The organism is Planococcus rifietoensis (assembly GCF_001465795.2).
GTDB lineage: Bacteria > Bacillota > Bacilli > Bacillales_A > Planococcaceae > Planococcus > Planococcus rifietoensis.
Genome location: NZ_CP013659.2, coordinates 1,955,324 through 1,968,492, shown reverse-complemented (window position 1 = coordinate 1,968,492; position 13,169 = coordinate 1,955,324). Strand labels below are relative to the sequence as shown.

Sequence of the window (13,169 nt, the reverse complement as noted above, 5' to 3'; positions counted from 1 at the left end):
ATAGCGGCAAACAGGCGAGTTTGATAAAATAGACCGGGTGAGCATCATCTTGGCCTCATTGAAGGAGGAGTACGGAATTGAAGAGAAAAACGATAATTTGGGCTTTGGCAGCAGCATTGCTATTGCCGACAACAGCCAGTGTGGCAGCTGAAGAAACCCGCACAATTGAAGACGAAAGCATCTATGACGTGCTCGTAGACCGCTATTTCAATAAACAGATCCAGAACGATTATGAAGTGGATTCCACCGATCCGGCATCGTTCAGCGGCGGTGATTTCTCAGGGATGGAAAGTGAACTAGCGCACGTCCGGGATATGGGCTTTACGGTGCTGTCAGTTGGGCCAGTCTTCCAGACCGCAAGCTATGATGGGCGGCAAGTGCTGGATTATAGTAAGTTGGAACGCCATTTCGGAACGGCGGAAGAATTACAGTCGCTCGTCGATGAAGTGCACGAAGGCGACATGAAAGTCATCGTCGACTTGCCGACGCAAGAAGTAAGCGTGGATCATGAGTGGGCACAGGAAAATCCTGATTGGTTTACTGAAAACGATGACCAAACGCTAGCGCTTGATACAGCTAATGAAGAAGTCCAACAAGCCCTGATCGAAATGTTCGGTGACTTTCGCGATACATATGGATTAGACGGAGTTCGTTTGCAAGATTCAGAGGAATTGGACCCCTCATTTGTAGAAAGCTTCTCCACTGCCATGAAGCAGCAAGAAGGGTTTTACGTATTGGCAGATGCAGAAATGGAGAACCAGGCTGGATTTGATGCGGTCGTGCAACAAGGCGTAGAACAGACGCTCCGCGACAGCTACCGCAATTTTGACCAGTCCTTGGCCGATATCCCTGAATTGATGCAACAAACAGAAGGCAAATTGATCCGTGTCGATTCACTTGACGGTTCACGCTTTACATCAGACATCGTCGAGTCAAGAGGCTATCCACCGACACGCTGGCGCATGCTATTTGCGCAATTATTGACGATGCCGGGCATTCCGGTCGTCCAATATGGTTCTGAAACAGCGATGAACGGCGAAGCGTTGCCGGAATCGCACCAAATTTTGGACATGGCGGTCGAAAAGGAATTGATCGACTACATCACCAATCTAAATTCATTGCGCAATTCATCTGAAGCATTGCGTACAGGTGAATTGGAACTGCTTTATGAAGAAGAGGGCTGGATGGTGTATAAGCGTTCAAATGAAGAAGAGTCGTGGGTCATTGCCATTAATAACTCTTCTGAAACGAAAAGTTTAAGTTTGGCACCAGAGGTTGTGGGTGAAGGAATGGAAATGCGAGGGCTGTTCGAAAGCGATATCGTTCGTCCGGATGAAGACGGGCAGTACCGCCTCACCTTGGACCGCGAATTGGTAGAAACCTACCATATTACTGAAAAACGAGGGCTGAATACGGCGTATATCGTCACGCTTGGGCTAATGTACTTGATTTTCATGGGCTTTTTATGGATTGTTTGGAAAAAGGGCAAGCAGCGAAAAGCTGATGAAGCAGCAAAACAAAATAAATAATCAACAGGCTGTGAGCAGGTAGTTACCTGTCCACAGCCTTTTTTGCAAGAAAAAAAGCGCCCGTTTCCAGGCACTTTCAATGAACAGTCAGTCAAATGCTTTATAGCCGATCATATTGACTGGATCTTTCGGCGAAGAGAATGGAGGAGCGTAGCATAGTTCGAGTGCCTGCAAATCATCGACGGTCAATCCTCCATAAATCGCAGTTGCTATTACATCGATGCGCTTGTCGACTCCCTTGCCTCCGACGCATTGTGCACCCAAAATTTGTCTGGTTTCAGGGTTATAATGGACTTTTAAGGTCAGTTTTTCATGATCCGGGTAATAGCCCGCGTTCGAGTTTCCGGTATGGCTGACCGTTTTGGCGGTAAGCCCTTTTTCTTTGATCGCTGTTTCTGTCAGTCCAGTCATCGCTGCATCCAAGCCGAAAACTTTCAATGCGGAAGTACCGAGCAGCCCTTTTTTAGGAATGGGATTTCCGGTGATATGCTGTGCGACAAGAAAAGCTTGGCGGTGAGCAGGCACAGCGAGCGGGACACGTTTCGGGTCTCCGGTGATCAGGTCGAAATTCTCCGATGCATCCCCGATGGCATAAATCGATTCATCATCGGTCTGCATAAAGTCGTTGGTACAAATGCCCCCGGTTTCACCGATGCTGAGGCCGGCATTTTCAGCGAGTGCGGTATTCGGTTTCAAGCCGATGCTCATGATGATAAAGTCGGTTTCCAGATTCTTACCATCGGACAACTGAACGCTTCGATCATCGATTTTTTCAATGACGGTTTCGGTATGGACTTCAACGCCATTTTTCTCCAGTTCCGCATGCAGAAGCTGTGATAGATCCTCATCCAAAATCGATAGAATGGCGCTCGACTTATGGACGATATCAACTTCCAGCCCCAGATGTTTAAGGTTCTCAGCCATTTCAAGCCCGATGAATCCGGCACCCGAAACGACGCAATGGGAGGGCTTTTCGCTTTGGATATAGGAATGGATGGCTTGCATATCGCCATAGCTGCGCAGCGTAAATACATGGCTGTTCTGTGAGCCTTCAATATCCGGCATGATGGCGCTGCCGCCCGGAGACAAAATCAACGCGTCATAGGAATCGTGGAATTCGTCGCCAGTCTTTAAGTTGCGGACGCGAATTTTTTTCTCCGGCCGGAGAATTTCCACAACTTCGTGTTCGAGCCTGACATCGATATTGCGTTTTTGCTGGAACTGTTCCGGGTCGGCCATCAGGATCGAAGTCTCATCTTCAATGACCTCGCCAATGACATACGGTGTTCCACAAGCAGCATAGGACATTGTCGAATCCCGGTCGTATACCGTGATGCTCATGTCCTTGTCATAGAAACGTAGTTGACCCGCTGCAGTTGCACCGCCGCCTACCGCACCGACTATAATCACTTTTTTCATCAATAGTCCACTCCTCAATCGGTTTTATTAAAGAAGAACAAGGCGAGCGTGCCAGGTCCAGTATGGGCGCCGATCACGGAACCGACCATGTGAACTTCGATTTCTTTCGGGTTGTAGGCAGCTTCGATTTCATCTTTCAGTGCGTTCGCAAACTCCAAGTCATCGGCATGGCTGATGGCAATCACTTGCTGATCCAAATTACTGCCGCGTTCTTTCATCAGCTCGATCATCCGCTTGAGGACTTTTTTGCGGCCACGCAATTTTTCGATCGGTACGAGCTTGCCGTCTTCAACATGAAGCAAAGGCTTGATATTCAATAAGCCGCCGACGAATGCGCTGCCTTTTGAAATGCGGCCGCCTTTCGCCATGTAATCCAGATCTTCAACCGTGAACAAGCTTTCGAGATGGTCGGCCTTGAAACGCACTTTTTGGATGATCGCATCATGGTTTTCACCGGCATTGCGCAATTTTACGGCTTCTTTGACGAGCAGTCCGTAGCCGAGTGAAGCTGCTTTGGAATCGACAATCGTCAAGTTCAAGTCCGGGTATTCTTCTCGTACTTGGTCTGCCACCATGACGGCTGTCGCATAGGTTCCGGACAATTCCGAGGAAAAGGCGATGTAGAATCCGTCTTCTTTATCTTTCGCCAATTGTTCGAATGCCTTAAGCATTTCTTCTGGAGAGGCTTGAGATGTTTTCGGATGGACGCCGGAGCGGATGGCATCATAGACTTTCATGGAATCGATGGTCCGAATGTCTTCGTACTCAGCGTCTCCGATATGGACGCGCAAAGGGAACAGGACGACGTGTTCCTGTTCGAAAAAAGCTTTCGGTAAATCAGATGCGCTATCTGCGAATAATCTCATGGATCTTCCTCCTTTAAAGTTTCAATTTCAAGCGGTCCATCAGCAATTCAGCGATGCCGTCTTCATTATTCGTCAGGGTGATCTCGTTGGCGATATTTTTCAGAGGGGAAATGGCATTGCCCATGGCAACACCGACTCCCGCAAAGTCGATCATTTCCAGATCGTTGTCTTCATCGCCAAATGCGATGATATGCTCTTTCGCGATGCCCAATGATTTTGAGACACGGTCGATGCCGACAGCTTTGTTCATGCCAGAGCGGACAATTTCAATAACGTGCCACGGTGCGCCCCAGCGGCGATGGTCAATGACTTCCGCATGCACTTCCGAAAGGTGGTCGTGGATGGCGTGGACTTTTTCGTAAGGTGCGTGGATAAGCATCGACGTCGGATCAGTCTTTAAATAATTGCGCAAATCTCCCGTGGTGATGCTAGGGTCACCGAAACTGAAAATGTCCATCAGTTTCTCATCATGGTGGTGGACATACACATCATCCAATACTTCCGCGACGATGTTGTGGAAATCGAAAGCGTGCATCGATTCGACGACTTCGTGTACGACATCCAAGCCGATCGGCGTATGGTGGAGCCCCCAGCGTTCGTCATTCGGGTGATGGACAAAAGCTCCATTGAAATTGACAATCGGCGTGTTGAGGCCAAGTTCGCGGTAATAGATTTCGCTTGCGCGGTATGGGCGCCCAGTCGCAATCATGACCTGGTGGCCTGCTAGTTGAGCTTGATTCAAAATAGTCTTGGTTTTAGGTGAAATGACTTTTTGGTCGGTCAATAATGTTCCGTCCAAGTCGAGTACGATTAAATGTTGTTTCATATAAAAATCCGGCTCCCTTCTATCTACCTTCAGTTTAGCGATAATAGAGGCTATCCGTCAAAAAAACCTGACGGCAATGCCGGAATTTGCGGGAACAGAAAAAAATTGGTAGGATTTAGGGTGAGGAGTGAAGCGCATGAAAGTAGCGAACGAATTATGGGGGAATATCCCGATCTTACATATAACACCTGAAGGCCACGAAGGTGGTCCGTTGCCGACCGTTATTTTTTTGCACGGGCATACGAGTGCAAAGGAACATAATTTGCATTATGCCTGGCAATGGGCTAAAAAAGGGGTCCGTGTCATCTTGCCGGATGCATTGCTTCACGGGGAGCGGGATCAATCGCTTGATGAGGTCCAGATCAGCCTGCGCTTTTGGGAAATCGTTTTGACGTCTATCGAAGAACTGGGCTTTTTGCATAACGAATTGCACAAGCGTCAGCTAATTAGTGGAGAACCGGCTGTCGGAGGAACATCGATGGGCGGCATCACCACGCTCGGTGCATTGACGGCCCATCCGTGGATCAAAGCGGCGGCTGTCATGATGGGTTCCGGAAATTACGTGGAGCTTGCGAAAGCGCAAATGCGCCAATACGAGTCGCGCGGTTTTGACTTGCCGCTCACAGATGAGGAACGCGAAGGCATGCTTCAGGCCCTGTCCCGTTTTGATATCAGTTTGAACCGTCAATCCTTTGGCGGACGCCCAGTCTTTTTCTGGCATGGTGTAAAAGACCCGACTGTTCCTTTTGAACCGACCAACCGGCTTTTCCATGCATTGCAGCAGGATTATGCCGCCTATCCTGAACGGCTGGCATTCATGAAAGAAACCGAAGCTGCGCACGCGGTCAGCCGCAAAGGAATGCTTTCTGCAACGGCTTGGATTGCCGACCGATTAAGCGAATAAGCAAGTCGATTTCATTTCGCAGTGATGTTTGGTAAGATAAGCAGTAACAGGAAAAGGAGGGATTCCGAATGGATCAAGAAACAAAAGATTATCTATTAGGCGCATTGGAAAATGTCATCGACCCAGAACTAGGTGTTGATATCGTCAATTTGGGCCTTGTATATGATGTAGAATTATCCGAAGATGGTTTCTGTGTGGTCACGATGACACTCACTTCTATGGGATGCCCAATGGGGCCGCAAATCGTCCAGATGGTAAAAACATCCTTGTATGAATTGCCGGAAGTTGAAGAAGTCGATGTAAAAATCGTCTGGCAGCCTGTCTGGAGCAAAGACCATATGTCGCGCTATGCCAAAATGGCGCTCGGCGTTCGATAAAAGAAATAGCAGAAAGCCGCAGGGAAGAAATTCCTTGCGGCTTTTTTTTGATGAGCATTTCCGTTGCAAAAGGGGCACGGCAATCATATAATTTAATTAGTCAAAGATGGTCAAATTAATCAGAGGAGCGTGATTTGATTGGTTCAATTCCAAAATCCAAATGAAGAGCAAAAGTCGCCATTGGAACAGTTCGGCCGCAATTTGGTTGAACAAGCACAGTCTGGAAAGATGGATCCGGTCATCGGGCGCGATCAGGAAATCCGCAATGTCATCCGGATTCTTTCCAGAAAGACAAAGAATAATCCGGTATTGATCGGTGAACCAGGCGTCGGGAAAACCGCAATCGTCGAAGGACTGGCACAGCGCATTGTCCGCAACGATGTGCCGGAAGGCTTGAAGGACCGTGTCATTTATGAACTCGATATGAGTGCACTGATTGCAGGCGCAAAATACCGGGGGGAATTCGAGGAACGGCTGAAAAGCGTATTGAAGCAAGTGAAAGACAGTGAAGGGCAGATCATCCTGTTTATCGACGAGATCCACACCATCGTCGGCGCCGGTAAAACGGAAGGCGCGATGGACGCCGGAAATATGCTCAAACCGATGCTTGCGCGCGGAGAGCTGTACTGCATCGGAGCCACCACTCTGGATGAATACCGAATGCACATCGAGAAAGATGCGGCACTTGAGCGGCGCTTCCAGCAGGTGATGGTGCGCGAGCCTTCTGTTGAAGATGCGGTATCGATTCTCCGTGGATTGAAAGAGCGTTTCGAACTCCACCACGGCGTGCGCATCCATGACCGGGCGATTGTTGCAGCTGCTACAATGTCGGACCGGTACATCACGGAGCGTTTCCTTCCGGACAAGGCAATTGACTTGATCGATGAAGCGTGTGCAATGATCCGGACAGAGATCGACTCCATGCCGCAAGAGCTTGATGAAGTGACGCGGCGCCTCATGCAGCTAGAGATTGAAGAGCAGGCGCTGCGGAAAGAAAAAGACGAAGCGAGCAAAGCACGCCTCGCTGCGCTGCGCGAAGAAATTGATGAACTGAAGTCGTCTTCTGAAGGCATGCAGCAGCAATGGAACGAAGAAAAGCAATCGCTTCAGAAAATCCAGGCCAAGCGCGAACAATTGGATCAATACCGCCGCCAATTGGAAGATGCGGAAAACAAATATGATTTAAATACCGCGGCGATGCTGCGCCACGGAAAAATTCCAGAGCTTGAAAAAGAACTGAGCGCGATGGAAGTTGAACTTGCCGGAGACGGCGGGGAGCGATTGCTTCGGGAAGAAGTGACCGAAGAGGAAATCGCTGGCATTGTCGCACGATGGACGGGTATTCCGGTAACGAAACTGGTCGAAGGCGAGCGCGAAAAGCTATTGCGCCTCGGAGATACGCTGAAAGAGCGCGTCATCGGACAAGACCGAGCCGTCGAACTGGTGACAGAAGCCGTATGGCGTGCACGTGCCGGCATCAAAGATGAACAAAAGCCGATCGGCTCGTTCATTTTCCTTGGGCCGACCGGTGTCGGGAAAACGGAGCTTGCGAAATCGTTGGCAGCAAACTTATTCGACTCAGAAGACCATTTCATCCGCATCGACATGTCCGAGTACATGGAAAAGCATAGCGTATCACGTCTTGTCGGGGCGCCTCCTGGATATATCGGCTATGAAGAAGGCGGCCAATTGACAGAAGCGGTCCGCCGCAATCCGTACTCCGTGGTGCTGCTCGATGAAATCGAGAAAGCCCATCCTGATGTCGCGAACATCCTTTTGCAAATCCTCGACGACGGGCGTATCACCGACAGCCAAGGGCGGCTTGTGAACTTCTCCAATACCGTCGTCATCATGACATCGAATATCGGTTCCCAACATATCAGCGCAAGCAGTGACGAACACGATACAGAAGACATCGTCATGATGGAACTGCGCAAGCATTTCCGGCCGGAACTGTTGAACCGCATTGACGATATCGTCATTTTCCATTCCTTGTCGAATGAGCATTTCTATGGCATCGCCAAGAAAATGATCGGCGAACTGGCGGCAAGAATGAAACAGCAGCAAATTTCCTTGGAAGTCGAGGATTCGGTCATCGATTATATCATTGAAGCAGGAACGGACCCGGTCTTTGGGGCGCGCCCGCTGAAACGCTTTATCCAGCGTGAAATCGAGACTCGAATCGCTAAGGAATTGATTAAAGGAGAGGTCACTCCAGGTTCGACATTGAAGGTATCGATGGACGCCAATAAACAATTGCTTATCACTGTATAAGTAAAGCCGCATTTCAATGAAATGCGGCTTTTTGCTATCTAAACCGTCAGATTCAGCCAAATAAAAAAGGAAGCCACTGGGGCTTCCTTTTTTATCGTCATTAATATTCTTTCGCCGCTTCTTTCGGGATGATAGCATCCATCACAATGATCAATACAGTAACTGCCACTGCCATGAAGATACCGATCATGAAGTCGAATGGCACGTTTTGCACGGCACTTACGACATAGTTCAACATTGAAATTATAAGGACAGACCAGAAAAGTGTTCCGATATAATGCATCTGTTTTCACCTCTATATATAGAATAACTAGTTTTATCATAGCATAAGGAAGCCTTTTCAGAAAGAAAGATTCGTGCCTTTCGAAAGTTTTTGTCAGAAATATGTCGGCAACTTGAAATCAAAAGAAAAAGGGCGTATCATTAACACCAGGTACTAATAATTGATGTTAATCGAAAAGAGGGACATAGATATGAATGCTGGAATCATCGGTACCGGCAGATGCCTGCCGGAAGATAAATTGACCAATTTTGATTTAGAGCAGCGCATGGATACCTCGGATGAATGGATCCGGACCATGACCGGGATTGAAGAACGCCGGATTGCAAACGATGAACAAGATACATCGGATATGGCGCGGGTTGCGGCGCAAAAGGCAATTGCCGATGCCGGCATCGACCCAGCGGACATCGGGTTGATTCTGGTAGCGACAGTTACGCCAGACCGTCCGTTTCCGTCTGTCGCGTGCGATATCCAGCAACAGATCGGCGCTCTGAACGCGGCCGCCATGGATATCTCTGCAGCATGTGCTGGATTCATGTACGGCGTTATTACAGCAAAACAATTTATCGAATCGGATACGTATCGTTACGTCCTAGTAGTTGGTGTTGAGAAACTATCGAAAATCACCAACTGGGAAGACCGCAATACAGCTGTCTTATTCGGCGACGGAGCCGGCGCGGCCGTGATCGGCAAAGTATCGGAAGGCCGCGGAATTTTATCGTTTGAACTCGGAGCGGATGGCTCTGGCGGGGAACACTTGTATCAAGACAAACATTTGGTGATGAATGGCCGTGAAGTATTCAAATTTGCGGTGCGCCAAATGGGCGAATCCGCCATCAACGTCATCGAAAAAGCAGGATTGGATAAAGAAGATGTCGACTTTCTTATACCGCATCAGGCGAATATCCGCATTATGGAATCGTCCCGGGCTCGTCTTGACTTGCCGGTAGAGAAAATGTCGAAGACCATACAAAAATACGGAAACACTTCAGCAGCGTCGATTCCGATTTCCCTTGTGGAAGATTTAGAGGAAGGTCGTATTAAAGATGATGATGTCGTCGTTATGGTCGGCTTTGGCGGCGGATTGACTTGGGGCGCAATTGCTATGAAGTGGGGGAAATAATCGGATATGCGAAAGGAAGTAAAAGAAATGGATAATCGTCGTGTAGTCATTACAGGTATCGGTGCCGTAACACCGCTTGGAAACAGCGCAGAATCTACGTGGGAAGCGGTGAAGGCAGGACGCTCAGGCGTCGGCCCGTTAACGCGCATCGATGCGGATCAGTATCCCGCGAAAGTTGCCGCTGAATTGAAGGATTTTTCGATTGAAGAGTATATCGAGCGTAAAGAAGCGCGCAAGATGGACCGCTTCACTCATTACGCACTCGCATCTTCCATTATGGCAATGAAAGATGCAGCGCTTGAGCTGGATGAAAAGACAGCTCTTCGTACAGGTGTATGGATCGGATCAGGAATCGGCGGAATGGAAACGATTGAAAACCAGATGGACGTATTGAACTCCCGCGGCGTTCGCCGCATTAGCCCATTCTTTGTGCCAATGATCATTCCGGACATGGCATCTGGCCAGGTGTCGATCCATTTTGGCGCAAAAGCGATCAACTCCTGCTCGGTAACAGCTTGTGCATCTGGAACGAACTCGATCGGCGATGCCTTTAAAGTTATTCAGCGCGGCGATGCCGATGTCATGATTTCTGGCGGCGCGGAAGCACCAATCACGCGTTTGTCTGTTGCTGGATTTACAGCAAACACTGCATTGACGACCAATAATGATGCAACGACTGCGTCACGCCCGTTTGACAAAAACCGTGATGGCTTTGTCATCGGTGAAGGGGCCGGGATCGTCATTCTAGAAGAATACGAACACGCAAAAGCACGCGGCGCAAAAATTTATGCGGAACTCGTCGGCTACGGTTCGACGGGCGATGCCCACCATATTACAGCTCCAGCCCCAGGAGGCGAAGGGGCGGCACGTGCGATGCAGCAAGCCATCGAAGATGCAGGCATTGAAAAAACGGATGTCGGTTATATCAATGCGCATGGAACGAGTACTCCGTACAACGATTTGTTCGAAACAATGGCAGTCAAAACCGTCTTTGGAGACCATGCCTACAAAATGGGTGTAAGCTCGACGAAGTCAATGACAGGCCATTTGCTTGGCGCAGCTGGCGGAATTGAAGCAATCTTTACAGCCTTGGCTTTGAAAGAAGGCATCATGCCGCCGACGATCAACTATGAAACGCCGGATGAAGAATTGGATTTAGATTATGTAGCAAATGAAGCAAGAACTGCCGAATTCTCGTATGCGATGAGTAATTCGCTTGGTTTTGGTGGACATAACGCTTCGCTCGTATTGAAAAAAGTGTAAACCTGATTGAAAAGCTCCCGATGCCGGGAGCTTTTTTATTATCCATTTCTTATAATGATAAAAAATATGCAGTTAATGAATAAGAGCTGAAATACTGTGATAGCAATGGTTTGAATAGAGAAATGATTATCTATTTTGGTAATCTTTGCTTAAAATACAAAAATTATATTGCGCATGTAATACTTTTGTAATATGCTTAAAACTAGTTAGAATTGACAGAAAAAATAGAATTTTGAGGTGTTTTCATGACAGCTATGTACGGATCTAAAGAGAATACACCGCTCTTGCGGGTCAAAAACCTCCAGACAGGCTTCAAAATAGACGGGGATTATTACAACGCAGTTGAAGGCGTCAGTTTTGATGTCCTTCCGAAGCAAATCGTCGGCGTGGTAGGAGAATCAGGCTGCGGTAAAAGTGTTATGTCATTGTCCATTATGCAGCTGCTGCCAAATGGCATCGGAAAGATTCGGGGCGGCGGAATCGAATTCGAAGGCCAGGACATTTCTACATATTCAGATAAGCAGATGAACGGCATCCGTGGAAAAGATATCTCAATGATTTTCCAGGAGCCGATGACTTCGCTCAATCCGGTCTTTACCATCGGCTATCAAATAGAAGAAGTAATCTTGAACCACGAAAAGCTGACGAAAAAAGAAGCGCGGCTGCGGTCGGTCGCTTTATTGAAACAAGTGGGAATTCCGCGTGCTGAGCAAATCGTCACGGAGTACCCCCACCAATTATCCGGGGGGATGCGCCAGCGGGTCATGATTGCCATGGCCATTGCTTGTCAACCGAAACTATTGATCGCTGATGAACCGACAACTGCACTTGATGTCACAGTTCAAGCGCAAATTCTCGAATTGTTGAAAGGCATACAGGAAGCAAATGATATGTCGATCATTCTCATTACACATGATTTAGGCGTAGTCGCTGAAATTTGCGACGAAGTACTGGTCATGTATGCGGGAAAAATCGTAGAACGCGCATATGTCGATGACTTGTTCCGCGATCCAAAGCATCCGTACACCGAATTATTAATGAAAGCAATCCCGAAAATGGATGAAGATGTCGAAGAGCTCGCGACGATTGAAGGGCTCGTGCCGTCCGTCATCAATATGCCGCAAGTGGGCTGCCGTTTCGCGAACCGCTGCCCGAAAGCAATGGCGGAATGCTTGATGGTAACTCCGCAGCTTGCGGAAGTGGCCGATCGGCATGAAGCTGCGTGCCTATTATATGAAGAAAGTTGGCCAACGGACGGAAAAAGAGAACGAGAAGGAGTCGCCGCATTATGACTACTAGAGATTTCATCCAGGACCGCATTGATTATTTAGATAAGCGTGAAAATCTCCTCGAAATTCGCAACCTAAAAAAATACTATCCGGTAACAGGCGGATTTTTCAAGCGGACCATCGGAAATGTTAAAGCAGTGGACGATGTGTCGTTCGTCATCCGAAAAGGTGAAACGCTTGGGCTGGTCGGCGAATCGGGCTGCGGCAAATCAACCGCAGGACGGACTATTTTGAGGCTGATGAAACCAACGGGAGGCGAAATCCTTTTTGAAGGGAAAGACATCACTCGATTAGCGGGATCCAAATTGCAAAAAGCACGGCGGGATTTTCAAATGGTGTTCCAAGATCCCTATGCATCGCTGAATCCGACGCAGATGGTCGGCGATATCATTGCCGAACCGATCCTGAATTATGAAAAGCGCAATAAAAAAGAGTTAGAACAGGAAATTAAAACACTCCTGAAACGAGTTGGTTTGCCTGAAGAGGCTTATTATAAATACGCCCATGAATTTTCCGGCGGCCAAAGACAGCGCATCGGAATCGCCCGGGCGCTGGCATTGCACCCTAAGCTGATTGTCGCGGATGAACCGGTATCCGCACTCGATGTGTCCGTGCAATCGCAAGTGTTGAACTTGTTGAAAGAACTGCAAATCGAATTCGATCTGACTTATCTCTTTATTGCACATGACCTGAGCGTCGTAAAGCATATGAGTGATCGAATCGGAGTGATGTATTTGGGCAACCTCGTAGAGCTTGCTTCAAATAAAGATTTGTACAAAGAACCGCTGCATCCTTATACGCAGGCACTCATTTCCGCGATTCCAGAACCAAATCCGGCGAAGCGGAAAGAGCGGATTGTCTTAAGAGGAGATGTGCCAAGCCCACAAAACCCGCCTACCGGCTGCCCGTTCCATACGCGCTGCCCGGTGGCGATGGAAATCTGCTCACAAGAGAAACCAGCGTTGGCAGAAGTAAGGCCAGGCCATCAAGTTGCGTGCCATTTGTATTGATCAAAA

Annotated in this window: 12 protein-coding genes; 8 read left to right on the top strand and 4 right to left on the bottom strand. The window is 48.4% G+C overall.

Annotated features, from left to right (window positions below; all coding sequences use genetic code 11):
• Positions 1–77: 77 nt before the first annotated feature.
• A complete protein-coding gene (locus AUC31_RS09830) occupies positions 78–1,529 on the top strand; it encodes an alpha-amylase family glycosyl hydrolase (protein WP_058383376.1) in 1,452 nt (483 codons plus the stop codon).
• An 87-nt stretch (positions 1,530–1,616) separates the two neighbouring features.
• On the opposite strand, the gene AUC31_RS09825 is transcribed toward AUC31_RS09830, so the two are convergent.
• Genes AUC31_RS09825 through AUC31_RS09815 form a run of 3 tightly spaced genes read right to left on the bottom strand, consistent with a single transcriptional unit; the run spans position 1,617 to position 4,640 of the window.
• Positions 1,617–2,948: a CoA-disulfide reductase gene (locus AUC31_RS09825; RefSeq protein WP_058383377.1), complete on the bottom strand. Its 1,332-nt coding sequence runs from the start codon at positions 2,946–2,948 to the stop codon at positions 1,617–1,619.
• 14 nt (positions 2,949–2,962) lie between these two features.
• Positions 2,963–3,814 carry a DegV family protein gene (locus tag AUC31_RS09820; RefSeq protein WP_058383378.1) on the bottom strand — a complete coding sequence of 284 codons (852 nt, stop codon included), beginning with the start codon at positions 3,812–3,814 and terminating at the stop codon, positions 2,963–2,965.
• Between the two features lie 13 nt (positions 3,815–3,827).
• Positions 3,828–4,640: a Cof-type HAD-IIB family hydrolase gene (locus AUC31_RS09815; RefSeq protein WP_058383379.1), complete on the bottom strand. Its 813-nt coding sequence runs from the start codon at positions 4,638–4,640 to the stop codon at positions 3,828–3,830.
• 136 nt (positions 4,641–4,776) lie between these two features.
• Between AUC31_RS09815 and AUC31_RS09810 the strand changes: the two genes are divergently transcribed.
• From AUC31_RS09810 to AUC31_RS09800, 3 genes are all read left to right on the top strand, one after another.
• A complete protein-coding gene (locus tag AUC31_RS09810; RefSeq protein WP_058383380.1) occupies positions 4,777–5,544 on the top strand; it encodes an alpha/beta fold hydrolase in 768 nt (255 codons plus the stop codon).
• A 68-nt stretch (positions 5,545–5,612) separates the two neighbouring features.
• Complete coding sequence (locus tag AUC31_RS09805) at positions 5,613–5,921, top strand: metal-sulfur cluster assembly factor (RefSeq protein ID WP_058383381.1); 309 nt, start codon at positions 5,613–5,615, stop codon at positions 5,919–5,921.
• A 138-nt stretch (positions 5,922–6,059) separates the two neighbouring features.
• The gene (locus AUC31_RS09800; RefSeq protein WP_083509156.1) at positions 6,060–8,195 is read left to right on the top strand and encodes an ATP-dependent Clp protease ATP-binding subunit; all 2,136 of its coding nucleotides are present in this window, start codon (positions 6,060–6,062) and stop codon (positions 8,193–8,195) included.
• A gap of 100 nt (positions 8,196–8,295) precedes the next feature.
• Here AUC31_RS09800 and AUC31_RS09795 read toward each other — a convergent pair whose 3' ends face one another.
• A complete protein-coding gene (locus tag AUC31_RS09795; RefSeq protein ID WP_058383382.1) occupies positions 8,296–8,478 on the bottom strand; it encodes a YjzD family protein in 183 nt (60 codons plus the stop codon).
• A 190-nt stretch (positions 8,479–8,668) separates the two neighbouring features.
• Here AUC31_RS09795 and AUC31_RS09790 point away from each other — a divergent pair, with 190 nt between their 5' ends.
• The 4 genes from AUC31_RS09790 (at position 8,669) to AUC31_RS09775 (ending at position 13,163) form a co-directional block, all read left to right on the top strand.
• Entirely contained in the window at positions 8,669–9,601 is a 933-nt protein-coding gene (locus AUC31_RS09790) for a beta-ketoacyl-ACP synthase III (protein ID WP_058383383.1), read from the top strand.
• Between the two features lie 27 nt (positions 9,602–9,628).
• Positions 9,629–10,864: a beta-ketoacyl-ACP synthase II gene (gene fabF, locus AUC31_RS09785; protein WP_058383384.1), complete on the top strand. Its 1,236-nt coding sequence runs from the start codon at positions 9,629–9,631 to the stop codon at positions 10,862–10,864.
• A gap of 245 nt (positions 10,865–11,109) precedes the next feature.
• Complete coding sequence (locus AUC31_RS09780; protein WP_058383385.1) at positions 11,110–12,156, top strand: ABC transporter ATP-binding protein; 1,047 nt, start codon at positions 11,110–11,112, stop codon at positions 12,154–12,156.
• Positions 12,153–13,163 (top strand): ABC transporter ATP-binding protein, encoded by a 1,011-nt coding sequence (locus AUC31_RS09775; protein ID WP_058383386.1) that lies wholly within the window; start codon positions 12,153–12,155, stop codon positions 13,161–13,163. The genes AUC31_RS09780 and AUC31_RS09775 overlap by 4 nt, the downstream gene beginning before the upstream one ends.
• Positions 13,164–13,169: the final 6 nt, after the last annotated feature.

What these genes read in the sequence shown, in the direction of transcription:
- AUC31_RS09820 (WP_058383378.1), bottom strand. Translation starts at nt 3,814, where the DNA reads ATGAGATTATTCGCAGATAGCGCATCTGATTTACCGAAAGCTTTTTTC.
- fabF (WP_058383384.1), top strand. Translation starts at nt 9,629, where the DNA reads ATGGATAATCGTCGTGTAGTCATTACAGGTATCGGTGCCGTAACACCG.
- AUC31_RS09810 (WP_058383380.1), top strand. Translation starts at nt 4,777, where the DNA reads ATGAAAGTAGCGAACGAATTATGGGGGAATATCCCGATCTTACATATA.
- AUC31_RS09795 (WP_058383382.1), bottom strand. Translation starts at nt 8,478, where the DNA reads ATGCATTATATCGGAACACTTTTCTGGTCTGTCCTTATAATTTCAATG.
- AUC31_RS09805 (WP_058383381.1), top strand. Translation starts at nt 5,613, where the DNA reads ATGGATCAAGAAACAAAAGATTATCTATTAGGCGCATTGGAAAATGTC.
- AUC31_RS09775 (WP_058383386.1), top strand. Translation starts at nt 12,153, where the DNA reads ATGACTACTAGAGATTTCATCCAGGACCGCATTGATTATTTAGATAAG.
- AUC31_RS09780 (WP_058383385.1), top strand. Translation starts at nt 11,110, where the DNA reads ATGACAGCTATGTACGGATCTAAAGAGAATACACCGCTCTTGCGGGTC.
- AUC31_RS09825 (WP_058383377.1), bottom strand. Translation starts at nt 2,948, where the DNA reads ATGAAAAAAGTGATTATAGTCGGTGCGGTAGGCGGCGGTGCAACTGCA.
- AUC31_RS09815 (WP_058383379.1), bottom strand. Translation starts at nt 4,640, where the DNA reads ATGAAACAACATTTAATCGTACTCGACTTGGACGGAACATTATTGACC.
- AUC31_RS09790 (WP_058383383.1), top strand. Translation starts at nt 8,669, where the DNA reads ATGAATGCTGGAATCATCGGTACCGGCAGATGCCTGCCGGAAGATAAA.